Raw genomic sequence first — 25,670 nt, forward strand, 5'->3', positions numbered from 1 at the left:
CGGTTACATTCCGAACCCGGAAGCTAAGCCTTTCAGCGCCGATGGTACTGCAGGGGGGACCCTGTGGGAGAGTAGGACGCCGCCGAACAATCTTTAGCCTCGGTCCCGAGCATTTCATGCTCGGGACCGAGGCATTTTTGCGTTCAGCGCCAGGTTCCCAGTCGAACTGATGTATCACCGGATCGAGTGAAACGGGGCTGCGGCCCTGGCGCGGCGTGTGCGGAACCGCTCAGAATCGCCAGCAGGAGGGGTGAGGAGAGCGGGGGTACCCCATGAGGGTGATGCAGGCCGGGAGGGCGGTGGAGGTGGCGTCAGGGCCCGTTATGGGGCCGGGTCTGACGCCATCACCTGCCACCGTCACCACATCAGTTGTCGTAGCCCGCGGCGCGGGCGAGTTCGAGGTCGAGTGCCTCGCGCCGGATGCGCTGGTCCATGTAGAGGAGAGCGGTCACACCGGCGCTGATCGGAAAGGTGATGGACGAGCTGATCACCCCGCCGATGCCGACGACGGTCAGAAAGGCCCAGCCGACGGAGACGGACTCGCCGGACAGGTAGTCGATGGCGCTGTCCCCGCCGAGCACCATCGCGACGGCGCTGGTCGGTACCTCGACGATGGCGGCCACGAGGAAGACCAGCACGATGGAGAGCAGCTGGATGCCGAAGACGCGCCACCACGCTCCGCGTACGAGCTTGGCCGAGCGGCGCAGTGCGGAGATGATCCCCTGCTTCTCCAGCATCAACGCCGGGGCGGCGAGGCTGAAGCGGACCCAGAGCCAGATGGCGACGCCCGATCCCGCGAGGGCACCGAGCGAGGCGAGCGCAGCGCCCTCGCTGCCCACGCCGACCGCCGCGAGGAGCATCCCCGGCGCCATGCCCACGCCGATGACGGCCGCGGCGATGGCCGGGATGAGCAGGAGCAGACCGCACAGTTGAAGCAGGCGCGGCCGGGCACCGCCCCAGGCCTCCCCGGTGGACACGGGGCGGCCCAGGACCGCCCGGGCGGTGACCATGGTCAGCAGAGCGGTGGTGACGATGGTGCCCAGCACGCCGACGAGCAGGGTCACCGAGCTGCTGCCCAGGGAGCCGCGCACGGCCTCCAGGGCCTCGCCGAGCGTGGGGTCCGGCTTGTCGATCGCGCCGGTGCCGGAGGTCGTGCGGAACCACAGGCCGGTCACGACGGTGATCAGCCCCTGGGTCACCACCGAGACGGCGAGCGAGATGCCGAGGACCGTGCGCCAGTGAGCACGCACGGTGGCGATCGCGCCGTCGAGGATCTCGCTCACACCGAGCGGCCGGAGCGGGATGACGCCGGGGCGGGGAGCGAGCGGTGGCTGTCGCCAGCCGGTGCCCCAGCCGGGGCCGTTCGCCGGTCCGGCCGGTTGCGGGGGCGGCGGCGTGGAGATGCCGCCGCCCGGGGGCGACCAGTGTCCCGCGGGGGGCTGCCGCTTGGCCCAGGTGGCGCCCCGCGCAGGCCGCTCCGGCGCGGCGTGGTCGACGGGCTCGTTCGGCTGCTGACTGCCGTGGTCGGGCTCGTCGGAAGGGGACGATCCGGGCGGAGCCCAGCCCGGAGAGTCGTTCATCGTCGCTCCGTAGGTCGTTCGTTGGCCGGTCGCCGATGCGGTGACGGCCGCTTCGTAGCCATCGTGCCACGGTGGGTTGTGGTGCGTACCGGGCGCTGGGGCGGGCTGACCACTTCATCAGAGGGTGCCGCAGGGGGCAGACTGGGCGGATGGCTGATCAGCACCGGGTGTCCCCGGAAGGCGCCGCAGCGCCCACTGCTTCCGCACTGCGCTGGGAGGAACCACCGGAGGGGCCCGTCGTGGTGCTCCTCGACCAGACCCGGCTTCCCGCCGAAGAGGTCGAGCTGGTGTGCACCGATGTGCCGATGCTGGTGGAGGCGATCCGCTCACTGGCCGTGCGAGGAGCCCCGCTGCTCGGCATCGCCGGGGCCTATGGGGTCGCCCTCGCCGCGGTGCGCGGCTTCGATGTGGACGAGGCCGCCGAGTCGCTCGCCCATGCCCGCCCCACTGCCGTCAACCTCGGCTATGGCGTGCGCCGGGCCGCCGCCGCGTACCACGCGGCGGTCAGAGATGAGGCGAGTCCCGACCGGGCCGCCGCTGCCGCGCTCGCCGAGGCCCGCACCCTGCACGGTGAGGACGCCGAGGCCAGCGAGCGGATGGCCGGGCACGGCCAGGCGCTCCTCGATGAGCTGCTGCCCGCGGGGGGCTACCGCATCCTCACCCACTGCAACACCGGTGCGCTCGTCTCCGGCGGTGAGGGCACCGCCCTGGCCGTGGTCAAGGCGGTGCACCGGGCCGGGCAGCTGCGGCGGCTCTGGGTGGACGAGACCCGCCCGCTGTTCCAGGGATCCCGCTTGACGGCGTACGAGGCGGCACGGGAGGGGATGGCCTACACGCTGCTCACCGACAACGCGGCGGGGTCGCTGTTCGCGGCCGGGGAAGTGGACGCGGTCCTGGTAGGCGCGGACCGGATAGCCGCTGACGGCTCGGTGGCCAACAAGGTCGGTAGCTATCCGCTCGCGGTGCTGGCCCGCTACCACCATGTGCCGTTCATCGTGGTGGCTCCGACGACCACGGTGGATCCGGAGACCCCGGACGGGGCGGCGATCGAGGTCGAGCAGCGTCCCGGGCATGAGGTGACGGACGTCATAGTGCCGCACGCCCCGGGTCCCGGTGCCGATGCGGCGATGGGAGTTCCGGTGGCCCCACTGGGCACGCAGGCGTTCAACCCGGCCTTTGACGTCACCCCGCCGGACCTGGTGACCGCGATCGTCACCGAGCGTGGTGTCGTCGCTCCGGTCACCGAGGGAGGTATCGCAGAGCTGTGCGCCAGGTCACGATCAGGTAATGGGATGATGGCCTCATGAAGGGACGCGTCCTTGTCGTCGACGACGACACCGCACTGGCAGAGATGCTCGGCATCGTGCTGCGCGGCGAAGGCTTTGAACCGTCGTTCGTCTCCGACGGTGACAAGGCTCTTGCCGCCTTCCGCGAGGCCAAGCCCGATCTGGTGCTGCTCGATCTCATGCTGCCCGGACGGGACGGGATCGAGGTGTGCCGGCTGATCCGGGCCGAGTCCGGGGTGCCGATCGTCATGCTCACCGCCAAGAGCGACACGGTCGACGTGGTGGTCGGGCTGGAGTCCGGTGCCGATGACTACATCGTCAAGCCGTTCAAGCCGAAGGAGCTGGTGGCCCGGATCCGGGCGCGGCTGCGGCGGTCCGAGGACCCGACGCCGGAGCAGCTGGCGATCGGCGATCTGGTGATCGACGTCGCCGGGCACTCGGTGAAGCGGGAGGGGCAGTCGATAGCGCTGACCCCGCTGGAATTCGATCTGCTGGTGGCCCTGGCCCGTAAGCCGTGGCAGGTGTTCACCCGCGAGGTGCTGCTGGAGCAGGTCTGGGGCTATCGGCACGCGGCCGATACCCGGCTGGTCAATGTCCATGTGCAGCGGCTGCGTTCCAAGGTCGAGAAGGACCCGGAGCGGCCGGAGATCGTGGTGACCGTGCGCGGCGTCGGCTACAAGGCCGGGCCCAGCTGAGATGACGGGTGGCGGCACGGCTCCGCGGCCACAGGGTCCGGGAGGCGGGGCGCCGGACAGCGGCCGGGCGGGGCGACCCGATCCGGCGGGTGACATTCCACTGCTCCGGAGGCTGTGGAGCGGCGGGCATCTGCTGCCCGACGGGGCCTCCGGCGGACCGGCCCACCCCTTGATCCGGCTGTTCGGGCGGTGGGTGCGCCGTCCGCTGCTGCCCGCTGCCCGGCTGTGGCGGCGGAACATCCAGCTGCGGGTGGTGGCCACCACGCTGCTGATGTCGCTCGGTGTGGTGATCCTGCTGGGCCTGGTCGTCATCGGCCAGGTGCGCAACGGACTGCTGGACGCCAAGCGGCACGCCGCGCAGGGCCAGGCCGTGGGCGGGTTCGAGGTGGCCGAGCAGATGGCCGACCGTAAGAGCGATTCCGGCGGGCAGGACGGCGCGGGCCCCGGCAGCCGCGGCACCCAGGACGCCGGGGCGTGGCTGAACGCCCTGGTGGAGCAGTTGGCCAGTGGCGGCAAGGGCGCGTATTCGGTGGTCGCGCTCAGCTCCGACTCCGGCGAGACGCCCTATGTGGCCAGCCGCGGCCCCCGGGCCTCCGGTGACGTCAAGGCGGACAGCGTGCCCGCCGACCTGCGGCAGCGGGTGGACGAGGGCCGGACCGCGCCGTACGAGCAGTACGGGCGGATCGAGCACCTCGGCTCCGGCGACAGCGAGGCCGCGCTGATCATCGGCAAGCGGCTGGACGACAACCACGGCGACGCCTATCAGCTGTACTACCTCTTCCCCTTCACCCAGGAGGAGAAGTCGCTGAGCCTGGTGAAGGGCACGCTGGCCACGGCCGGTGTGTTCGTGGTGGTACTGCTCGGCGCCATCGCCTGGGTGGTGGTGCGGCAGGTCGTCACGCCGGTGCGGATGGCGGCCGGGATCTCCGAGCGGCTGGCGGCCGGTCTGCTGCAGGAGCGGATGAAGGTCACCGGGGAGGACGACATCGCCCGCCTCGGCGAGGCGTTCAACAAGATGGCCCAGAACCTCCAGCTCAAGATCCAGCAGCTGGAGGAGCTGTCCCGGATGCAGCGGCGGTTCGTCTCGGACGTCTCGCATGAGCTGCGCACACCGCTGACGACCGTGCGGATGGCGGCGGACGTCATCTACGAGGGGCGAGAGGACTTCGATCCGATCACGGCGCGCTCCGCCGAGCTGCTGTGGGGCCAGGTCGACCGCTTCGAGTCGCTGCTCTCCGATCTGCTGGAGATCAGCCGGTTCGACGCGGGCGCGGCCGCCCTGGAGGCCGACCAGATCGATCTGCGCGATGTGGTGAACCGGGTGGTCGACGGCGCCGAGCCGCTGGCCGACGCCAAGGGCACCCGGATCGTGGTGCGGGGCGCCGAGGCGCCGGTGTTCGCGGAGGCGGACGCCCGCCGGGTGGAGCGGGTGCTGCGCAACCTGGTGGTCAACGCCGTGGAGCACGGCGAGGGCCGGGACGTGGTGGTGCGGCTCGCGGCGGCGGGCGGCGCGGTCGCCGTGGCCGTGCGGGACTACGGGGTGGGGCTGAAGCCCGGCGAGGCGACGCGGGTGTTCAACCGCTTCTGGCGGGCCGATCCGGCGCGCGCCCGGACGACCGGCGGCACCGGTCTCGGTCTGTCGATCGCGGTGGAGGACGCGCGGTTGCACGGCGGCTGGCTCCAGGCGTGGGGCGAGCCCGGTGGCGGGTCGCAGTTCCGGCTGACGCTGCCGCGTGCCGCGGGCGACGTGCTGCGCGGTTCGCCGATCCCGCTGGAACCCGATGACTCCCGGCGCAACCGGCTGCCGGCCGACGGCGGGCAGGGGCAGCCCGCGGCGGAGCGGCTGGCCTCGGTGCCCGCGCAGCCCCGCTCCGCGCTGCCGCCCGCCGACGCCCCGGTGCCCTCGGCCGACCCCACGGCGCTGCCGGGGAACGGGGCGCGGGTCGTGCGCGGCGCCGCGGAGCCGTCGCAGAGGGAGTACAGCGAGTCCCGGGAGCGCCGCGAGCGAACGACACCGAACGAAGGGGAGGGCCGCCCCCGTGGGCGCTGACCGTGCCGACCGCCACCGTTCCCGCTCCGGCGCGTACCACCGCGTCCGGGGCACGGGCACGCTGCTCGCGTGTGGGGTGCTGCTGCTGTCCGGATGTGCCTCGATGCCCGACAGCGGGGATGTGCGCCGGGTCGACTCCTCACCGCGCTCCGACGTGGATTCGCAGGTCCGGGTGTACGGGGTGAGCCCGGGCAAGGGCGAGCAGCCCGCGGAGCTGGTCTCCGGCTTCCTGGAGGCCACGACGAGCGACGAGGAGAACTTCGCCACCGCGAAGGAGTATCTGACCCGGGGCGCGTCGAAGGACTGGGATCCGTTCGCGCAGACCACGGTGTTGGAGCAGGCGCCGGATGTACGGGTCGAGACCGATCCCGGCGACCGGGACGGCAACAGCAAGACGGTCGTGCTGTCGGGCGAGCGGATCGCCACGGTGGACGCGACCCACGCCTACCGGCCCGATGAGGAGAGGTACGAGGAGCGCATCCACCTCACCCTGCGCGGGTCGGAGTGGCGGATCGACGGGCCGCCGCCGGGGCTGGTGCTCGGCGAGTCCGACTTCCAGCGCATCTACCACTCGGTCAACAAGTACTACTTCGCGAAGCTGGGCCCGGACGCCGAGGACTCCCGGGTGGGGGACGAGGTCCTGGTCGCCGATCCGGTCTATCTGCGGCGGCGCATCAATCCGGTCACCGCGACCGTGAAGGCGCTGCTGGACGGTCCGACGGACTGGCTGGACCCGGTGGTCAGCACGGCTTTCCCAGCCGGTACGGCGCTCGGCCGCCGCACCGACAGGCTGTCGCTGGACGATTCGAACGTGCTGAAGGTCCGGCTGAGTGACCAGGCGGCGCAGATCAGCCCGGGCCGATGTGCCCGGATGGCGGCGCAGACGCTGTTCACGGTGCAGAACCTCTGGGAGGGATCGGACGAGGTCAGCGGGGTGCGGCTGGAGCGGCAGAGCGGCTCCGAGCTGTGCGCCCAGTCGAGCGACGCGGCGCGCGCGTACGCCCCGGACCATGTCATCGGACGGCCCCAGCACCAGTACTTCGTGGACGCGCAGCACCGGATGGTCCGGCTGTCCGATGACGAGGACAAGCCACGGCCGGTGCCCGGTCCTTTCGGCGCCGATGGCGCGGGGCTGGGCACCGTGGCGGTCTCGCGCGACGAGCGGGACGCGGCGGCGGTCAGCGAGGACGGCCGGTCGCTGTATGTGACGGAGCTGTCGTCCGGCGCCGAGCGGGGCCGGGTGCGGGTGCACAGCCAGGGCGGCAGCCCCGAGCACGGGCTGACGGCGCCCAGCTGGGACGGGCTGGGCGGGCTGTGGGTGGCCGACCGGGACCCGCAGCGGCCCCGGCTGCTGCGGCTGCGGGGCGGCACCGGTCCGGCGGACGAGGTCGAGCTGCCCGCGCTCGACGGTGGCCGGATCACGGCGCTGCGGGTCTCGGCGGACGGCACGAGGATCGCGATGCTGGTCAAGCGGGACGGGCATACGACGCTGCGGCTGGGCCGGATCGAGCGGCGCGGCACGGCGGACCATCCGAAGCTGTCGGTGCGGGCGCTGCACGCGATCGCGCCGAAGCTGCAGGACGTCGACACCGCCTCCTGGGCGGGCGACAGCAGGCTGGTGGTCGCGGGCCGGGAGTCGGACGGCGTGCAGCAGCTGCAGTACGTGGAGACGGACGGCTCACCGGCGGACCTGCCGGAGGTCCCGGGGCCGAACGGGGTGGAGACGGTCGCCGCCTCGGAGGACCAGACCCGGCCGCTGATCGCCGAGACCAGGGAGAACGGGATCGTCCGGCTGCTGCCGAACACGGACTGGAAGACCGTCGACGAGGACGGTTCCGGGCCGGTGTACCCCGGATAGCCGTATGGCGGAGGCTGCGGAGGCAGAGGCCATGTGGCCTTCTCACCGCCTGCCCCGCCATGGGGCGCCCGGTTGTCCACATGCGCGTGGTTTTCCACAGGGGGTGGCGGCCCGGCCGGTGTGACGGGACAGTGGGGCCATGCGGGGCTGGTGGCAGGAGATCGCCGATCTGGTGCTGCCGGCCGACTGCGCGGGGTGCGGTCGGCCGGGTGGTCCGCTGTGCGACCGGTGTCATGGGGCGCTGCGCGGGCCCGGGGCGCGTCGGGTGCTGCCGAGCCCGGTGCCGCCGGGGCTGCCGGTGGTCCACGCGGCGGTGGATTACGTGGACGAGGCCCGCGCGGTGCTGCTCGCGCACAAGGAGCGGGGAGCGCTGCGCCTGGCGGGACCGCTGGGCGAGGCGCTGGCCGGTGCGGTGCGGGCGGCGGCCTGCGGGGCCGTGCCCGCGGCGCCTTCGGGGTACCGCAGGCGCTCGGGCGCCCCCGTGCCTGAGGCGAACCGAGCCACGAGGAGAGACGCGCGACCGCTGCTGCTGGTGCCGGTGCCCTCGGCGCGGCGTGCGGTGGGGGCGCGGGGCCATGATCCGGCCCGGCGCATCGCGTGCGCGGCGGCTGGCGTGCTGCGCCGCGAGGGGTGTCCCGCGCGGGTGCCCGCGGTGCTGCGGCAGCGGCGCCGGGTGACCGACCAGTCGGGGCTGGGCGCCCGCCAGCGCCGGGAGAACGTGACGGGGGCGCTGGAGGCCGTGCCGGGTGGCGGGCGGCTCCTGGTGGCGGGCCCGGTGGTGCTGGTGGACGATCTGATGACGACGGGGGCCTCGCTCGCGGAGGCGGCACGGGCGGTGACGGAGGCGGGCGGACGGGTCGTGGGCGGGGCGGTGGTGGCCGCACCACAGGTCCCCGCGCCGGGGACGCCCATGCCGCCGGTCCCCGCGCCCTCGGTGTCTTCCGGGCGTCTCAGACCCTTCGCGAGCGGTAAGCGGAACTGAATACGAAGCCGCGTCGTTGCAGGCTGTAAGGATGCCAAAGCACCTGATCGGAGGTACGGCCCGGTAGGGGGTGCCGACATCCGCCCGGGCGAGCTATGTTCGGTTGTGAGGAGTGGCAGGTGCTATGACTCACAAATCCGCTTGGCGTGCTTTGGGTGCTTTCTCGTGAGCTGTTAACCGAAACGGGGTGGAGTTGTTCCCCGTGGGAAGGAGAGGTGAAAGCCGCCAAGCCGGTGGCTCCGGAAGACGCCGGAGCCTAGTGCACAAGGGATGAGCTCCGGTGGATGCTCCGGAGCGACCCGGGAACGGAGTTCTGCGTGGACATCGTCGTCAAGGGCCGTAAAACAGAGGTGCCCGAGCGGTTCCGGAAGCACGTGGCCGAGAAGCTGAAGCTGGATAAGATCCAGAAGCTCGACGGCAAGGTGATCAGCCTCGACGTCGAGGTGTCCAAGGAGCACAACCCGCGTCAGGCCGACCGGTCGGACCGAGTGGAGATCACCCTTCGCTCCCGTGGTCCGGTCATCCGGGCGGAGGCCGCGGCGGCCGATCCGTACGCAGCGCTGGACCTGGCGGCCGGCAAGCTGGAAGCGCGGATGCGCAAGCAGCACGACAAGCGCCACACCCGGCGTGGCAACGGTCGCATTCCGGCCAGCGACGTGGCCATCACCGTGCCCAACGCGGCACGTATCAACGGGCACGGCGAGATCGCCGCCCAGCGCACCCCGTCGGACACCGTGCCGACCACCCGGATGGGACCCCTGGAAGTCCAGGGCGAAGGCCCCCTCGTGGTCCGTGAGAAGACCCATGCCGCGGTTCCGATGACGCTCGACCAGGCTCTCTACGAGATGGAGCTGGTCGGGCACGATTTCTATCTGTTCGTCGACTCCGACACCAGCCAGCCCAGCGTCGTCTACCGGCGGCATGGCTATGACTACGGGGTCATTCATCTTCAGCCGGAAGCGTTCGCCGGGGAGGAGCCCGGTGGCGCCGGCGGCGCACTCGGCGCCTGAGCCCCACTGAAGCTCGACCGCTTCTGGGCGGGTGCACAGAGAGTGAGCGGGATCGCGCGGCGTATGCGCCGCGCGGTCCCGTGGCCGGTCCGGGCATGAAATCATGGCTCGACGGCCAACCGGCATGGGGAAACGACTGGTTGATGCCGCACCGCACCGTGCACCGCAGAGTGCAAACCGCAAGGGCCATGGCCTTCAGGGGGAGGAACGATGGCGGACAGCTTCGGGCCCGTGTCCGACGAAGGCGATGACCAACGCCTGGGGCCGGACAGGGGCGAGTCGCGCAAGGAGCCGATTCGGGTCCTCGTAGTGGACGACCACGCTCTCTTCCGGCGTGGGTTGGAGATCGTCCTGGCCCAGGAGGAGGACATCCAGGTCGTCGGCGAGGCCGGGGACGGCGCCGAGGCCGTGGACAAGGCGGCGGATCTGCTGCCGGACATCGTCCTGATGGATGTGCGCATGCCCAAGCGCGGGGGGATCGAGGCCTGCACGTCGATCAAGGAAGTGGCACCCAGCGCCAAGATCATCATGCTGACGATCAGCGATGAGGAGGCCGACCTCTACGACGCGATCAAGGCGGGCGCCACCGGCTATCTGCTCAAGGAGATCTCGACCGACGAGGTGTCGACGGCGATCCGGGCGGTGGCCGACGGTCAGTCGCAGATCAGCCCGTCGATGGCGGCCAAGCTCCTCACCGAGTTCAAGTCGATGATCCAGCGCACCGACGAGCGGCGGCTGGTGCCGGCGCCCCGGCTCACCGACCGTGAGCTGGAGGTGCTGAAGCTGGTGGCCACCGGCATGAACAACCGCGACATCGCCAAGGAGCTGTTCATCAGCGAGAACACCGTGAAGAACCACGTCCGGAACATCCTGGAGAAGCTGCAGCTGCACTCCCGGATGGAGGCCGTGGTCTACGCGATGCGGGAGAAGATCCTCGAGATCAGGTGAGCGGGGGCAGAATCGGCCGCGGTCACCTGACCGCGGCCGCCAGCGGGGCAGCCAGCTCCGGGCGGTTGACGCGCTCGATCCGCACCGCGTCGCAGCCCACCCAGCCCGCCGCCTCGCGCAGCGCCTCGGCCATCGGTGCCACGGCCTTCGGCGTGTCCAGCGACACCTGCCGGGCCACCAGCGTGGTCCCCTCGCGGGCCGGATCGACCCGGCCGAGCAGCCGCCCGCCCGACAGCAGCGGCATGGCGAAGTAGCCGTACACCCGCTTGGGGCGGGGCACATACGCCTCCAGCCGATGGGTGAAGCCGAAGATCCGCTCGGTGCGCGCCCGGTCCCATATCAACGAGTCGAAGGGCGACAGCAGGGTCGTGCGGTGCCGTCCGCGCGGGGTGGTGGCCAGCGCCTCGGGGTCCGCCCAGGCCGCCTTGTCCCAGCCCGCGACCGACACCGGCACCAGCCCCGAGTCCGCGATCACCGCGTCGACCTGCTCCGCCTTGAGCCGGTGGTAGTCCGCGAGGTCCGCCCGAGTGCCCACGCCGAGGGACTGGCCCGCGAGCCGCACCAGCCGCCGCAGACACTCCGCGTCGTCCAGGTCGTCGTGGAGCAGCGCGTCCGGCACGGCGCGCTCCGCCAGGTCGTACACCCGCTTCCAGCCGCGCCGCTCCACGCACACCACCTCGCCGTACGTGAGCGCGCGCTCGACCCCGACCTTCGCCGCCGACCAGTCCCACCACGGGCCGCCGTTCTTGGCGCCGCCCAGCTCGGTCGCGGTCAGCGGGCCCTCGGCCCGCAGCTGCGCGACCACCTCCTCGTACACCCCGTCCGGCAGTTCGTGGTGCCAGTGCGGGCGGGCGCGGTAGGCGCGGCGGCGGAAGGCGAAGTGCGGCCACTCCTCGATCGGCAGCACACAGGCCGCGTGCGACCAGTACTCGAAGGCGTGGGTGCCGGTCCAGTACGCCGACTCGATGGCCGGGCGGCCGACCGCGCCCAGTCGCGCGTACGGAATCAGCTCGTGGGAGCGGGCCAGCACCGAGATCGTGTCCAGCTGCACCGCGCCCAGATGGCGCAGCACGCCGCGCACCCCGCCGCGCCGGTCGGGCGCGCCCAGGAAACCCTGGGCGCGCAGCGCGATCCGGCGCGCTTCGTCGGCGGACAAGCTGACCTCGGGCTTGCGGTTCGCGATGGACCCGGCGGCGGGATTCGTCATGCGCGCCACCGTAGTGGCGACCACTGACAACGCCCCGCCGCCGGAGGACGAACGCGGCTCAGACCCGGTCCGCGGCGGAGGCGGGGAGGTACGGCGTGGCCGTGGGCAGGCCCCAGTCGGAGGGCAGCAGCGCGCCCCGCCAGGCGTCCCGCCGGGTGCCCTCGCGGACGATGCCCGCCCGGTCCGTCCCTTCCATCCGGAAGCCCACGGCGAGCGCGACCGCCCGCGACGCCTCGTTCCCGGCCTCCGTGTACCACTCCAGCCGCTCCACGCCCAGCCCGGTGAACGCCCACTCGGCCACCGCCCGGGCCGCCTCGCCCGTGTAGCCGCGCCGCCGGTGCTCCCGTGCCGTCCAGTAGCCCAGCTCGGCCTGGCGCTCGGGGCTGTGCAGCCGGGCCAGCCGTACCAGGCCCACGGCCCCGATGAGTTCCCCCTCGGAGCCCTCGGAGCCCTCGGAGCGTTCGCCGTCCTTGCCGCCCCCGCCCCTGGTGATGAGCGCGAAGTTATAGGTGCTGTCGTTCCGCCAGCCCTCCGGGCAGGTCCGCCGTACGAAGTCCTCGGCGTGCGCGCGGGCGTACGGAGCGGGCACGGTGGTCCAGCGCAGGATGTCCGGGTCCTGACAGGCGGCGTGCACCGCCGGGGCGTCGGACGGCCGGAAGGGGCGCAGAACGAGTCGCTCGGTGGTGAGGGTGACGGGTTCCATGGGCCGAGTCTGAGCCGCTGCCGCGCGGGGCCGCGAGTGGTTTTGGGGAATTCGGGGGCACCCCGGCGACCTCTCACGCGTTGACACGGTGTGGTGACACCCGGCCCGCGTGGTGACGGACCTCCCGGCCAGGCGGGGTCTGTCTTACGATGGCCGTTGCGGCGGGGCTTGTGCCCCTTGACAATGCCGCGCCAGCGCACCCCACAACCGTGCCAGGCCCGACCGGCAAGGAGCCAGCCTACGTGTCCGTCTTCAACAAGCTCATGCGTGCAGGCGAAGGAAAGATCCTGCGCAAGCTGCACCGCATCGCGGACCAGGTAAATTCCATCGAAGAGGACTTCCTGTCGCTCTCCGACGCCGAGCTGCGTGCCCTCACCGACGAGTACAAGGAGCGGTACGCCGACGGCGAAAGCCTCGACGACCTGATGCCGGAGGCGTTCGCGACGGTGCGCGAGGCGGCCAAGCGGGTGCTTGGCCAGCGTCACTACGACGTCCAGCTGATGGGCGGCGCCGCGCTGCACCTCGGGTATGTCGCCGAGATGAAGACCGGTGAGGGCAAGACCCTGGTGGGTACCCTGCCCGCCTATCTGAACGCGCTGTCCGACAAGGGCGTCCACCTGATCACGGTGAACGACTATCTGGCCGAGCGTGACTCCGAGTGGATGGGCCGGGTGCACAAGTTCCTCGGCCTCGAGGTCGGTTGCATCCTCGCCAACATGACCCCGGCGCAGCGCCGCGAGCAGTACGCGTGCGACATCACCTACGGCACGAACAACGAGTTCGGCTTCGACTATCTGCGCGACAACATGGCGTGGTCGCAGGACGAGCTGGTGCAGCGCGGCCACAACTTCGCGATCGTCGACGAGGTCGACTCGATCCTGGTGGACGAGGCCCGTACGCCGCTGATCATCTCCGGCCCGGCCGACCAGGCCACCAAGTGGTACGGCGACTTCGCCAAGCTCGTCCTCCGGCTGACCCGGGGCGAGGCCGCGAACCTCCAGCGGGGCCAGGAGGAGACCGGCGACTACGAGGTCGACGAGAAGAAGCGCACCGTCGGCATCCACGAGTCCGGCGTGACCAAGGTCGAGGACTGGCTGGGCATCGACAACCTGTACGAGTCCGTCAACACTCCGCTGGTCGGCTATCTGAACAACGCCATCAAGGCCAAGGAGCTGTTCAAGAAGGACAAGGACTACGTCGTCATCGACGGCGAAGTCATGATCGTCGACGAGCACACCGGCCGTATCCTCGCCGGCCGCCGCTACAACGAGGGCATGCACCAGGCGATCGAGGCGAAGGAAGCGGTGGAGATCAAGGACGAGAACCAGACCCTCGCCACGATCACCCTGCAGAACTTCTTCCGCCTCTACGACAAGCTCTCCGGCATGACCGGTACGGCGATGACCGAGGCCGCCGAGTTCCACCAGATCTACAAGCTGGGCGTCGTCCCGATCCCGACCCACCGCCCCCTCGCCCGCATGGACCAGTCCGACCTGATCTACCGCACCGAGGTCGCCAAGTTCGACGCGGTCGTCGAGGACATCGTCGAGAAGCACGAGAAGGGCCAGCCGGTCCTGGTCGGCACGACCTCGGTGGAGAAGTCCGAGTATCTGTCGCAGCAGCTCGCCAAGCGCGGTGTGCCGCACGAGGTGCTGAACGCGAAGCAGCACGACCGGGAGGCGACGATCGTCGCCCAGGCGGGCCGCAGGGGCGCTGTCACGGTCGCGACGAACATGGCCGGCCGTGGTACGGACATCAAGCTCGGCGGCAACCCCGACGACCTCGCCGAGGCCGAGCTGCGCCAGCGCGGTCTCGACCCGGTGGAGCACTCCGAGGAGTGGGCGGCCGCGCTGCCCGCCGCCCTGGAGAAGGCCGAGGCCGCGGTCAAGGCCGAGTTCGAGGAGGTCAAGGAGCTCGGCGGGCTGTATGTGCTGGGCACCGAGCGCCATGAGTCGCGCCGTATCGACAACCAGCTGCGCGGTCGTTCCGGCCGTCAGGGCGACCCCGGCGAGTCCCGCTTCTACCTCTCGCTCGGCGACGACCTGATGCGGCTGTTCAAGGCGCAGATGGTCGAGCGCGTGATGGCGATGGCCAACGTTCCCGACGACGTACCGATCGAGAACAAGATGGTCACCCGCGCCATCGCCTCCGCCCAGTCGCAGGTCGAGCAGCAGAACTTCGAGACCCGTAAGAACGTCCTGAAGTACGACGAGGTCCTCAACCGGCAGCGCGAGGTCATCTACGGCGAGCGCCGCCGCGTCCTGGAGGGTGAGGACCTGCAGGAGCAGGTCGGCCACTTCATGGACGACACGATCGACGCGTACATCCAGGCGGAGACCGTCGAGGGCTTCGCGGAGGAGTGGGACCTGGACCGGCTGTGGGGCGCGTTCAAGCAGCTCTACCCGGTCAAGGTGACCGTCGACGAGCTGGAGGAGGAGACCGGCGACCGCGCCGGGATCACCGCCGAGTTCATCGGTGACGCCATCAAGGACGACATCCACCAGCAGTACGAGGCCCGTGAGGAGCAGCTCGGCTCCGAGATCATGCGCGAGCTGGAGCGGCGTGTCGTGCTGTCCGTGCTGGACCGCAAGTGGCGCGAGCACCTCTACGAGATGGACTACCTCCAGGAGGGCATCGGGCTGCGCGCGATGGCCCAGAAGGACCCGCTGGTCGAGTACCAGCGCGAGGGCTTCGACATGTTCCAGGCCATGATGGAGGGCATCAAGGAGGAGTCGGTCGGCTACCTGTTCAACCTGGAGGTCCAGGTCGAGCAGCAGGTCGAGGAGGTCCCGGTCGAGGCCGCGGAGGCGAAGGCCACGCTGGACAAGGACGTGCAGGACGCGGTCCCGGCGGGCGCGGGCGCATCGGGTCGTCCCGAGATCCACGCCAAGGGCCTGGAGGCTCCGCAGCGGCCGGACCGGCTGCACTTCTCCGCCCCGACGGTGGACGGCGAGGGCGGCATCGTGGAAGGCGACTTCACCAACGATGAGACCCCGCCCGCGCCGCGCTCCGAGTCCGACGGGCTGACCCGCGCGGAGCGGCGCAAGGCCAACAAGGGTGGCCGCCGCCGCAAGAAGTAGGGCGCGCGCAGACGTCAGAAGGCCGGGGCACCGTGCTAGCCGCACGGTGCCCCGGCCTTCTCGTGTGCCAGCTTCTCGTGTGCCAGCGGGCCGAGGTCGACGGCGGCGCAGCGCCAGCGGGCGTCGGGGCCCAGCTCCAGACGGAACGCGAGCGCGCTGAGCCGGTCGCCGGAGGCGATCCGGGCGAACGCCTCGATCACCCCGTGCCGCGGCCGGTACTCCCCGCAGCGCCGTACGACGGGCGCCGCGCGTCCGGTCGCGGGGCGCAGCGGTGTGCGGGGCGCGAGGGCGACCAGCTGGTCGTAGGCGTCCGGGAGGGCGTGCCCGAGCAGGGTGTGGACGGGCCGCTGGCCGCTGAGGGTGAGCAGCAGCCGGTGCGCGAACCAGTAGTGGGGCAGCCGGTCCCGCTCCCGCCGCACGGCGGCGAGCGCGGCCGTACGCGAGACGGCGGCGGCGCGGCGGGCGGGTGTGGCGCGGGGGCCGGGCCGTACCGCGGTCGCGCCGCCGGGCGCGCTGTCCGGCCGTCGTACGGGGGCGCCGCCCGGCCTCCGGGGGTCCCGTCGCCCGGGCGGCCCGCCGCTCCGGCGCCGGGCGGCGGTGCCGCCGCGGTGGGCGTCGGTCCTCGCGGTCGGCGTCGTCGTCCGGGGGGTGATCTCGTCGTGCATGCGCTCCGCCGTCTCTGCCGGGCCCGGGGCGATACCGGGCAGTAGCTTTCGTCGGGGAGACTTCTACCGACGCGTTTCCGCCACCCGCAACGCCCCTGGGCCCGGCCGTGGGGTTCACCTATCCGAAGGAACCGATCCGGTGAAAGGCCTGGTGGCGGCGCGAGGGACACCGGGGAAGCCCCGGGCGGCAGCCCCCCGGAAATACCCCGAACGGGGACCGGCGGGCCCGGCCCTCCCCGGCTGTGCCCCCATGACCGCGGGGAGAGGGCCGGGGTGGGCCGGAGGGGGCACCTCCCAGCGGTGGCTGGGGGAGAACTGGGCGCTCAAAGCAGGAGAGTCGAACGTATGCTGGCGGGGACCTGATGTCTCGTGAAAGCGGCGGCCCATGCGTGTCTACGTCCCCCTGACCCTCTCCGGTCTCGCCGAGGCGCACAAGGCGGGGGAACTGGGGCCGGGGCCGCTGACCGCCTATGCCGTGACGCCCGCGCTGCGCGAGTGGTACGTGTCGGACGACATCGAGGAGCTGGAGTACGCCGCGCTCAGCCGGGCCGCGCAGGCGTCCCTGCGGCTGCTCGCCGTGGACCCGCGGGTGCCGCGGCGGCGCGTGGTGGTGGCCCTGGACGTGCCCGACGGGCAGGCGGTCGCCGATCCGGACCGGGGGCTGGACCAGTCCGCGCTGGGGGAGGTGCGGATCGCCGCCGCCGTACGGCTCTCCGTGGCCGCGGCGGTGCACCTGGACGCCGAGGACGCCGAGCGGGATGTCGCCGCGGCGGCCGACGCGCTCGGCGCGGCGGACCTCGGGGACGACGACGCGCAGTTCACGGTGGACGGCGCGGAGGACCACGAGCTGCTGTGGTACGCCACCCAGGAGATCCCGAATCTCATCGAGTGAGCCCGGGTACCGTCGAAGGATGGGGAAGAACCGTGTAACGCACATCGTGTGGGACTGGAACGGCACGCTCTTTCACGACATCGACGCCGTGATCCTGGCGACGAACGCCTCGTTCGGGGAGATCGGCCTGCCGCCGATCACGCTGGAGCGCTACCGGGAGCTGTACTGCGTCCCGGTCCCGCTCTTCTACGAGCGGCTGATGGGGCGGCTGCCCACCGATGAGGAGTGGGAGGTCATGGACGAGGCCTTCCACCGGCACTACTGGGCGCTGGCCGAGAGCGCGGGGCTGGCGCTCGGCGCCCGGGAGCTGCTCACGGAGTGGCAGGAGGCGGGGCTCACCCAGTCGCTGTGCTCGCTCGCGCCGCACGAGAATCTGCTGCCCCTGGTGCGTACGCATGGCATCGAACGCCACTTCGTCCGCGTGGACGGCCGCATCGGGCAGAGCACCACCGGCAAGGCCGAGCAGATGGTGCGCCATCTCGCCGCGCTGGAGAAGGTGCCGCCGCAGCGGATCGTGGTGATCGGGGACGCGGTCGACGACGCGGTGGCGGCGCGGCATGCGGGGGCGCGGGCGGTGCTCTACACGGGCGGTTCGCACAGCCGGACCAGTCTGCTGGCCGCCGGGGTGCCGGTGGTCGACACCCTGGAGGAGGCCGTACGGGAAGCCGAGGCACTGGCTGACAGCTGACAGCTGACACCTGGCAGCCGACACCTGACAGGTAGCGGCTATCAGGTATCAGCTGGCAGATGATGGAATCTGTCAGCTGATCGGCGCCTTCGTCCGCAGCACCGCCAGGAACTCCCGCATCCACACCGGATGGTCCGGCCAGGCCCGCGACGACACCAGCGTGCCGTCCACCACGACCTCCGCGTCCTGGAACGTCGCCCCCGCCGCCTGCATGTCCAGCTCCAGCGCCGGATAGCAGGTCACCCGGCGCCCGGTCAGCCCGCCGACCGCCGCCGTCAGCAGCGGGCCGTGACAGATCTGCGCCACCGGCTTGTCGGCGTCGAAGAACGCCTTGCAGATCTTGCGCAGCTCCGGGTCGTTGCGCAGGTATTCCGGGGCCCGGCCGCCCGGGATCACCAGGGCGGCGTACTCCCCCGGGTCGACGTCGGAGAAGGCGAGGTCGGCGGGGAAGCTGTAGCCGGGCTTCTCGGTGTACGTGTCGTAGCCGTCCTCGAAGTCGTGCACCACGAAGCGCAGCGTCTTGCGGGAGGGGGCCGCGATGTGGACCTCGTAGCCTTCCTCGCGCAGCCGCTGGTACGGGTAGAGCACCTCCAGGGACTCGGCCGCGTCCCCGGTCACCAGCAGGATCTTCGCAGTCGCAGCTGTGCTGCTCATGCCGCCCACCTCCACGTTTCCACGCTTACCACCGTCGATGTCACCCTGCATCCGCACCAGAGCTTTGCCAAGAGCGCATCGTGTGGAGGCGCACGCTCCCCGGCTGTCCGGTGTCGTCAAACATCTGGGCCGGGTTTTGTACACGAACGGCTCATGACGAGCCCCTGGGGAGGGGCGATAGCCTTACTGCGTGATCAGCGCGATAGTCCACGGGGGCAAGGAGGCCCTCGCTCCCAGTCCGGGGCGCCTCCGGGCCGGAGCCGCTGCCGCTGGTCGACGCCGCGTGGGGTCTTGGTCACTTACGGCCGAGTACGCCGCGGCCATCTCCCGATCCGGCATACCGTCGTACGTGACCGGATTTCCCGAGTCGCGGCGTCATGCCACCGCCACCTATGTCACGCAACGGCGCGCGACAGGAGCCAGAGGACATGCAGACCAAGCTGGACGAAGCCAAGGCCGAGCTGCTCGCACGGGCCGCCCGGGTCGCTGAGAACAGCCCTGCCGGGGGGCAACCACCGGTACAGGGCCCGGGCCCGGAGACCCTGACCGCATACCTCCAGCACTACTACCTGCACACGCCACCCGAGGACCTCGCGGACCGCGATCCGGTCGACGTCTTCGGCGCGGCGCTCTCCCACTACCGGCTTGCCGAGGCGCGCCCCCAGGGCACGGCGAACGTCCGGGTGCACACTCCGACCGTGGAGGAGCACGGCTGGACGTGCAGCCATTCGGTCGTCGAGGTCGTCACCGACGACATGCCGTTCCTGGTCGACTCGGTGACCAACGAGCTGACCCGCCAGGGCCGCGGCATCCATGTGGTGATCCACCCGCAGGTGGTCGTGCGCCGTGACATCACCGGCAAGCTGATCGAGCTGCTGGACGCCTCGTACGACCGCAAGGCCCGCGAGAACCTGCCGCACGACGCCGTCGTCGAGTCCTGGATCCACGTCGAGATCGACCGGGAGACCGACCGCGGCGACCTCAAGCAGATCACCGCCGACCTGCTGCGCGTCCTGTCCGACGTCCGCGAGGCCGTCGAGGACTGGGACAAGATGCGCCAGTCGGCGCTGCGGCTCGCCGAGGTGCTGCCGGAGGAGCCCAAGGCCTCCGAGGTGCGCGACCAGGAGGTCGAGGAGGCCCGTGAGCTGCTGCGCTGGCTCGCGGACGACCACTTCACCTTCATCGGCTACCGCGAGTACGAGCTGACCCAGGCGCCCACCGAGGCCGGTGGCGAGGAGGACGTGCTGAGCGCGGTGCCCGGCACCGGCCTCGGCATCCTGCGCTCCGATCCGGCCCACCAGGACACCGACGAGAGCGCCCACGCCGGGGCCGCCCCGGGGTCCCCGGCGTTCAACCGGCTGCCCGCCGACGCCCGCGCGAAGGCCCGCGAGCACAAGCTGCTCGTCCTCACCAAGGCCAACAGCCGCGCCACCGTGCACCGGCCGTCCTACCTCGACTACATCGGCGTGAAGAAGTTCGACGCCGAGGGCAATGTGATCGGCGAACGCCGCTTCCTGGGGCTGTTCTCGTCCGCCGCGTACACCGAGTCGGTGCGCCGGGTCCCGGTCATCCGCCGCAAGGTGGACGAGGTGCTGGTGGGCGCCGGGTTCGGGCCCAACAGCCACGACGGCCGGGACCTGCTGCAGATCCTGGAGACCTACCCGCGCGACGAGCTGTTCCAGACCCCGGTCGACCAGCTCCGCTCGATCGTCACCAGCGTGCTCTACCTCCAGGAGCGCCGCCGGCTGCGGATGTTCCTGCGGCAGGACGAGTACGGGCGCTACTACTCCGCGCTGGTCTACCTGCCCCGCGACCGCTTCACCACCGATGTGCGGCTGCGGCTGACCGACATCCTGCTGGAGGAGCTGACCGGCCGCCCGCCGGTGGACTTCACCGCCCTCCACACCGAGTCGGTGCTGTCCCGGCTGCACTTCGTGGTCCGCGTCCAGCCCGGTACGGAGCTGCCCGACCTGACCGACGCCGATGTCGAGCGCATCGAGAACCGGCTGGTCGACGCCGCCCGTTCGTGGGCCGACGGCTTCTCCGAGGCCTTGGTCTCCGAGGTCGGCGAGGAGCGCGCCGCCGAGCTGCTGCGCCGCTACCAGCACGCCTTCCCCGAGGGCTACAAGGCCGACCACACGCCGCGCGGCGCCGTCGCCGACCTCCAGCACGTGGAGCGGCTGACCGCCGAGGACAGCCCGCAGGACTTCGCGCTCAGCCTGTACGAGCCGGTCGGCGCGGCCCACGCGGAGCGCCGCTTCAAGATCTACCGGGCGGGCGGCCAGGTGTCGCTGTCGGCCGTGCTGCCGGTGCTCAACACGCTCGGCGTCGAGGTGGTCGACGAGCGCCCGTACGAGCTGCGCTGCGCGGACAAGACCACGGCCTGGATCTACGACTTCGGGCTGCGGCTGCCGCTGCGCGAGGGCGAGGCCCTCGCCGACGACGCCCGCGAGCGCTTCCAGAACGCGTTCGCCGCCGTGTGGACCGGCCAGGCCGAGAGCGACAACTTCAACCAGCTGGTGCTGGGCGCGGGGCTGGACTGGCGGCAGGCCATGGTGTTGCGCGCGTACGCCAAGTACCTGCGGCAGGCCGGTTCCACCTTCAGCCAGTCGTACATGGAGGACACCCTCCGTAACAACGTGCACACGACCCGGCTGCTGGTCTCCCTCTTCGAGGCCCGGATGTCGCCCGAGCGGCAGCGGGCGGGGCTGGAGCTGACCGACGCCCTGATGGAGGAGCTGGACGCGGCGCTGGACCAGGTGGCCTCGCTCGACGAGGACCGCATCCTGCGCTCGTTCCTCACCCTCATCAAGGCCACCCTGCGCACCAACCACTTCCAGAAGAACGCGCACGGCGCGCCGCACGAGTACCTGTCGGTCAAGCTCGACCCGCAGGCCGTGCCCGATCTGCCCGCGCCGCGCCCGGCGTACGAGATCTGGGTGTACTCGCCGCGCGTCGAGGGCGTGCACCTGCGCTTCGGCAAGGTCGCGCGCGGTGGCCTGCGCTGGTCCGACCGGCGTGAGGACTTCCGTACGGAGATCCTGGGCCTGGTCAAGGCGCAGATGGTGAAGAACACGGTCATCGTGCCGGTCGGTGCCAAGGGCGGTTTCGTCGGCAAGCGGCTGCCGGACCCGTCGGTGGACCGGGACGCGTGGATGGCCGAGGGCATCGCCTGCTACAAGACCTTCATCTCCGGTCTGCTCGACATCACCGACAACCTGGTCGGCGGCCAGGTCGAGCCGCCCAAGGACGTCGTGCGGCACGACGGTGAGGACACCTACCTGGTCGTCGCCGCCGACAAGGGCACCGCGACCTTCTCCGACATCGCCAACGAGGTCGCCCAGTCGTACGGCTTCTGGCTCGGCGACGCCTTCGCCTCCGGCGGTTCGGCGGGTTACGACCACAAGGGCATGGGCATCACCGCGCGCGGCGCCTGGGAGTCCGTCAAGCGGCACTTCCGCGAGCTGGACCACGACACCCAGAACGAGGACTTCACGGTCGTCGGCGTCGGTGACATGTCCGGTGACGTGTTCGGCAACGGCATGCTGCTGAGCGAGCACATCCGGCTCGTCGCCGCCTTCGACCACCGGCACATCTTCATCGACCCCAACCCGGACGCGGCCACCTCGTACGCCGAGCGGCGCCGCCTCTTCGAGCTGCCGCGCTCGTCATGGGAGGACTACAACACCGAGCTGATCTCGGCGGGCGGCGGCATCCACCCCCGGACGGCCAAGGCCATCCAGATCACCCCGCAGGTGCGGGCCGCGCTCGGCATCGAGACCAAGGTCGCCAAGATGACCCCGGCCGACCTGATGAAGGCCATCCTCAAGGCCCCGGTCGACCTGCTGTGGAACGGCGGCATCGGTACGTACGTCAAGGCGTCCACCGAGTCGCACGCCGACGTCGGCGACAAGGCCAACGACGCGATCCGCGTGGACGGCCAGGACCTGCGGGTCAAGGTCGTCGGCGAGGGCGGCAACCTGGGCCTGACCCAGCTCGGCCGCATCGAGTTCGCCTCCAAGGGCGGCGGGATCAACACCGACGCGATCGACAACAGTGCCGGGGTGGACACCTCCGACCACGAGGTGAACATCAAGATCCTGCTCAACGCGCTCGTCACCGAGGGGGACATGACGGTCAAGCAGCGCAACAAGCTGCTGGCCGAGATGACCGACGAGGTCGGCGCGCTGGTGCTGCGCAACAACTACGCGCAGAACGTCGCCCTCGCCATCTCCGCCGCCCAGGCCCCCAGCCTGCTCCACGCCCACCAGCGGCTGATGCGCCGTCTGTCGCGCGAGGGCAGGCTGGACCGCGGGCTGGAGTTCCTGCCGTCCGACCGGGTCATCCGCGAGCGGCTGTCCGCCGGGCGCGGTCTGACCCAGCCCGAGCTGGCCGTGCTGCTCGCCTACGTCAAGATCACCGTGGCGGACGAGCTGATCGGCACCGGGCTCCCCGACGACCCGTACCTCCAGCGGCTGCTGCACGCCTACTTCCCGCAGGCGCTGCGCGAGAGCTTCCCCGAGTACGTCGACGGGCATGCGCTGCGCCGCGAGATCATCACCACGGTGCTGGTCAACGACACGCTCAACACCGCCGGTTCGACCTTCCTGCACCGCATGCGGGAGGAGAGCGGGGCCTCGACCGAGGAGGTCGTGCGCGCCCAGGCCGCGGCCCGCGCCATCTTCGAGCTGGGGGCGGTCTGGGACGAGGTCGAGTCCCTGGACACGGTCGTCTCCGCCGAATTCCAGACCCGGATGCGGCTGCACTCGCGGCGGCTCGTCGAGCGCGGCACCCGCTGGCTGCTCAACAACCGGCCGCAGCCGCTGGAGCTGGCCGAGACGATCGACTTCTTCGGCGAGCGGGTCGCCGCGGTGCGGGCCCAGCTGCCCAAGCTGCTGCGCGGCGGCGACATCGAGTGGTACCAGCGCATCCACGACGAGCTGACCGCCGCCGGTGTCCCGGACGATCTGGCCACCCGGGTGGCGGGCTTCTCGTCCGCCTTCCCGACGCTGGACATCGTCGCCATCGCGGACCGCACCGGCAAGGACCCCCTCGCGGTCGCCGAGGTCTACTACGACCTGGCCGACCGGCTGTCGATCAGCCAGCTGATGGACCGCGTCATCGAGCTGCCGCGGGCCGACCGCTGGCAGTCCATGGCCCGCGTCTCCATCCGCGAGGACCTGTACGCGGCCCAGGCCGCCCTCACCTCCGACGTCCTGTCGGTCGGTAACGGCGGTTCGACGCCCGAGCAGCGCTTCAAGGCCTGGGAGCAGAAGAACGCCGCGATTCTCTCCCGCGCGCGGACCACGCTGGACGAGATCCAGGCGTCGGAGACGTTCGACCTGGCGAACCTGTCGGTGGCGATGCGGACGATGCGGACGCTGCTGCGTACGCACAGCTGACGTACCCACAGCTGATCCACCGCTAAGGGGCGGTCAGCGGCCGATGTGGCCGCTGACCGCCCCTTCGGCGTGCGGTGCGTCGGCTACGAGGCGCGCTTCCAGAGCGTCACCTGGGCGCTGTAGCTGGGGATGTGGTAGTCCGCCTCCGGCGGGAGGACGGCGGTGATCTTCAGCATCGCGAGATTGCCGCTCGTCGTGACCATGCACAGCCGGTCGCCCTTGGCGATGAGCTGGTCGTCGTTCAGATCATCCGCGTCCAGGGTGGTCTCCAGCGGGTCCGTCGTCACCGCCTCCTCGCACTCCTTCGGAGTGGTGCCGGGGCTCTTGGCCATCGCCTCCCCGGCCCTGAACTGGCTTTGGTTCATGGAGAAGTCCTGCACACCGGAGGCGATGCTCCCGGTGGTGTCCACCTTGGGCTGGTCGAGGTCGAAGTCGGTGGTCGGGCCGAACTCGTCGGGTGCCCGCAGCTGCAGCGTCTTGTTCTCGTAGACCGGGGTGTAGGCGGTCCGGGGGGTGGGGGCGTCCTCGGCGTTCTCGACGTCGGAGGAGGCCGAGTCCTTCGGCTGCGGGGCCTCTTCGGACGCGGAGTGCCGCGGCTGGGCCGTGTGCTTGCCGTCGGCCTTGTTCTGTTCCCCGCCCTTGGTGTCGTCCCCCTGGGTGAACACCCACGCCGCCACCGCGACCATGATCAGCGCCAGTGCGCCGCCGCCGAACGCCAGCATCCGGCCCCGGCCCCGGTCGCGGCCGCTGTCGCCCCGCGCCGGCGGGGCCGGGTAGCCGCCGCCCACGGGCGGCTGGGTGGAGGCCTGCGTCGGCGCGGAGGCGATGGGGTGGTGGGCGGGCTGCGCGGGGGCCTGCGTGGGGGCGTAGGCGGGGGCGTACGTGGGCGTGTGGGTGGGGGTCTGGGTGGGTGTCTGCGTGGGGGCGTGACCGGGCATCGGTGGCTGCGCGGGGGCCGGTGGTTGCGCGGGGGCCGGTGGCTGTGCGGGCGTCGGCGGCTGCTGCGCCATCCGCTCCCGCCGCTCGATCTCCCCCGTGAGGGGCGCGGGCAGCCAGCCCGCGAAGTCGCGCAGCTCACGGGCCGCGGCCCGGTGGCACAGGTCGGCCAGCTCCGCGGGCGTGGGCCGCCGCTCGGGGTCCGCCGTCAGGCAGCGCTCCAGCAGCGGCCGCAGCTCGTCCGGGTAGCCGCTCAGGTCCGGCGGCTGCTGGGCGGTGTTGGCGATCTGCGCGGCGATCGAGATCCCCGCGCCGTCCCCGTACGGGTGGCGGCCGGTGGCCACGACCGCCGCGATCAGGCCGAGCGCGAAGATGTCGGTCGCGGCGGTGACCGGCTTGCCGAAGGCGTGCTCCGGCGACATGTACTGCGGCGTGCCGATGAACCCGCCGCTGCGGGTGAGCTGGGTGGCGTCGGCCGCCCGGGCGATGCCGAAGTCGATCACGAACGGGCCGTTCGAGCTGAGCAGGATGTTGCTGGGCTTGAGGTCCCGGTGGATGACGGACGCGGCGTGCACCGCGTGCAGCGCCTGCGCCGTACAGCCGATGAGCTGGAACGCCGCGGGCATCGGCAGCGGGCCGAAGCGGCCGAGCGCGTCGTCGAGCGCGAGTCCGGGGACGTACGTGGAGGCGAGCCAGGGCAGGTCACCGCTGGTGTCGTGGTCGACCACCGGCACGATGTGGTAGCCCTGCACCCGGCGGGCGGCGGTGACTTCCTGTTCGAAACGGCGGCGGAAGTCATGGTTCTGCGCGAATTCACGCCGGATGACCTTGAGCGCGACCGGCTGGTTGCCGCGGGTGCGGGACAGGTACACCGAGCCCATGCCGCCTTCGCCGACTCTGGCGAGCAGCTGGTAACCGGCGACTTCCCGTGGATCGTCCGGCCCGAGTGGGCTCAGCACGGCGTGGTCGGCATTGGTCATGGTTCCCCCGAAGATCGCGTGACTCGAAGATCGTACAGATGCCGTGTTCATGAC

General features: G+C 71.4%; 17 protein-coding genes and 1 rRNA gene. 12 read left to right on the forward strand and 6 right to left on the reverse strand.

The window, feature by feature from the left end; all coding sequences use genetic code 11:
- Nucleotides 1–88, forward strand: a 5S ribosomal RNA gene (gene rrf, locus ACZ6CL_RS24755); the annotation flags it as partial.
- 277 nt (nt 89–365) lie between these two features.
- Here the strand turns inward: rrf and ACZ6CL_RS24760 are convergent.
- The gene (locus ACZ6CL_RS24760; protein ID WP_468938868.1) at nt 366–1,580 is read right to left on the reverse strand and encodes a hypothetical protein; all 1,215 of its coding nucleotides are present in this window, start codon (nt 1,578–1,580) and stop codon (nt 366–368) included.
- 149 nt (nt 1,581–1,729) lie between these two features.
- Between ACZ6CL_RS24760 and mtnA the strand changes: the two genes are divergently transcribed.
- The 7 genes from mtnA to ACZ6CL_RS24795 all read left to right on the forward strand — a co-directional run bounded on the left by mtnA (nt 1,730) and on the right by ACZ6CL_RS24795 (nt 10,409).
- The gene (mtnA, locus tag ACZ6CL_RS24765; RefSeq protein ID WP_468938869.1) at nt 1,730–2,887 is read left to right on the forward strand and encodes an S-methyl-5-thioribose-1-phosphate isomerase; all 1,158 of its coding nucleotides are present in this window, start codon (nt 1,730–1,732) and stop codon (nt 2,885–2,887) included.
- Nucleotides 2,884–3,561, forward strand: coding sequence for a two-component system response regulator MtrA (gene mtrA, locus ACZ6CL_RS24770; protein WP_385436830.1), 678 nt, complete (start codon nt 2,884–2,886; stop codon nt 3,559–3,561). The genes mtnA and mtrA overlap by 4 nt, the downstream gene beginning before the upstream one ends.
- Nucleotide 3,562: 1 nt before the next feature.
- A complete protein-coding gene (gene mtrB / locus ACZ6CL_RS24775; protein WP_468938871.1) occupies nt 3,563–5,611 on the forward strand; it encodes an MtrAB system histidine kinase MtrB in 2,049 nt (682 codons plus the stop codon).
- Complete coding sequence (locus ACZ6CL_RS24780) at nt 5,601–7,469, forward strand: LpqB family beta-propeller domain-containing protein (protein ID WP_468938874.1); 1,869 nt, start codon at nt 5,601–5,603, stop codon at nt 7,467–7,469. Before mtrB ends, ACZ6CL_RS24780 begins: the two co-directional genes overlap by 11 nt.
- 139 nt (nt 7,470–7,608) lie before the next feature.
- Nucleotides 7,609–8,451 carry a ComF family protein gene (locus ACZ6CL_RS24785; RefSeq protein ID WP_468938875.1) on the forward strand — a complete coding sequence of 281 codons (843 nt, stop codon included), beginning with the start codon at nt 7,609–7,611 and terminating at the stop codon, nt 8,449–8,451.
- 317 nt (nt 8,452–8,768) lie between these two features.
- Nucleotides 8,769–9,461 carry a ribosome hibernation-promoting factor, HPF/YfiA family gene (hpf, locus tag ACZ6CL_RS24790; protein ID WP_039941767.1) on the forward strand — a complete coding sequence of 231 codons (693 nt, stop codon included), beginning with the start codon at nt 8,769–8,771 and terminating at the stop codon, nt 9,459–9,461.
- Nucleotides 9,462–9,671: 210 nt separating this feature from the next.
- Entirely contained in the window at nt 9,672–10,409 is a 738-nt protein-coding gene (locus tag ACZ6CL_RS24795; RefSeq protein ID WP_468938877.1) for a response regulator, read from the forward strand.
- A gap of 22 nt (nt 10,410–10,431) precedes the next feature.
- Here ACZ6CL_RS24795 and ACZ6CL_RS24800 read toward each other — a convergent pair whose 3' ends face one another.
- Both ACZ6CL_RS24800 and ACZ6CL_RS24805 read right to left on the reverse strand, forming a co-directional pair.
- Nucleotides 10,432–11,616, reverse strand: coding sequence for a winged helix-turn-helix domain-containing protein (locus tag ACZ6CL_RS24800; RefSeq protein WP_468938879.1), 1,185 nt, complete (start codon nt 11,614–11,616; stop codon nt 10,432–10,434).
- Between the two features lie 58 nt (nt 11,617–11,674).
- A complete protein-coding gene (locus ACZ6CL_RS24805) occupies nt 11,675–12,319 on the reverse strand; it encodes a GNAT family N-acetyltransferase (RefSeq protein WP_468938881.1) in 645 nt (214 codons plus the stop codon).
- Between the two features lie 242 nt (nt 12,320–12,561).
- On the opposite strand from ACZ6CL_RS24805, the gene secA reads away from it, so the two are divergent.
- Nucleotides 12,562–15,399, forward strand: a complete 2,838-nt coding sequence (secA, locus tag ACZ6CL_RS24810; RefSeq protein ID WP_468938884.1) for a preprotein translocase subunit SecA — start codon at nt 12,562–12,564, stop codon at nt 15,397–15,399.
- Between the two features lie 35 nt (nt 15,400–15,434).
- On the opposite strand, the gene ACZ6CL_RS24815 is transcribed toward secA, so the two are convergent.
- Nucleotides 15,435–16,064, reverse strand: coding sequence for an Rv3235 family protein (locus ACZ6CL_RS24815; RefSeq protein WP_468938887.1), 630 nt, complete (start codon nt 16,062–16,064; stop codon nt 15,435–15,437).
- A 385-nt stretch (nt 16,065–16,449) separates the two neighbouring features.
- Here ACZ6CL_RS24815 and ACZ6CL_RS24820 point away from each other — a divergent pair, with 385 nt between their 5' ends.
- Together ACZ6CL_RS24820 and ACZ6CL_RS24825 are read left to right on the forward strand one after the other, a co-directional pair.
- Entirely contained in the window at nt 16,450–16,956 is a 507-nt protein-coding gene (locus tag ACZ6CL_RS24820; protein ID WP_468938889.1) for a DUF6912 family protein, read from the forward strand.
- A 19-nt stretch (nt 16,957–16,975) separates the two neighbouring features.
- On the forward strand, nt 16,976–17,644 hold the full coding sequence (locus ACZ6CL_RS24825) for an HAD family hydrolase (protein WP_468938891.1): 669 nt from the start codon (nt 16,976–16,978) through the stop codon (nt 17,642–17,644).
- A gap of 72 nt (nt 17,645–17,716) precedes the next feature.
- On the opposite strand, the gene ACZ6CL_RS24830 is transcribed toward ACZ6CL_RS24825, so the two are convergent.
- The gene (locus ACZ6CL_RS24830; protein ID WP_468938893.1) at nt 17,717–18,298 is read right to left on the reverse strand and encodes a DJ-1/PfpI family protein; all 582 of its coding nucleotides are present in this window, start codon (nt 18,296–18,298) and stop codon (nt 17,717–17,719) included.
- Nucleotides 18,299–18,726: 428 nt separating this feature from the next.
- On the opposite strand from ACZ6CL_RS24830, the gene ACZ6CL_RS24835 reads away from it, so the two are divergent.
- Nucleotides 18,727–23,700, forward strand: a complete 4,974-nt coding sequence (locus ACZ6CL_RS24835) for an NAD-glutamate dehydrogenase (protein ID WP_468938896.1) — start codon at nt 18,727–18,729, stop codon at nt 23,698–23,700.
- An 83-nt stretch (nt 23,701–23,783) separates the two neighbouring features.
- Here the strand turns inward: ACZ6CL_RS24835 and ACZ6CL_RS24840 are convergent, their stop codons facing one another.
- Nucleotides 23,784–25,616: a serine/threonine-protein kinase gene (locus ACZ6CL_RS24840; RefSeq protein ID WP_468938898.1), complete on the reverse strand. Its 1,833-nt coding sequence runs from the start codon at nt 25,614–25,616 to the stop codon at nt 23,784–23,786.
- Nucleotides 25,617–25,670 lie beyond the last annotated feature (54 nt).

Source organism: Streptomyces sp. NPDC041200 (genome assembly GCF_055591805.1).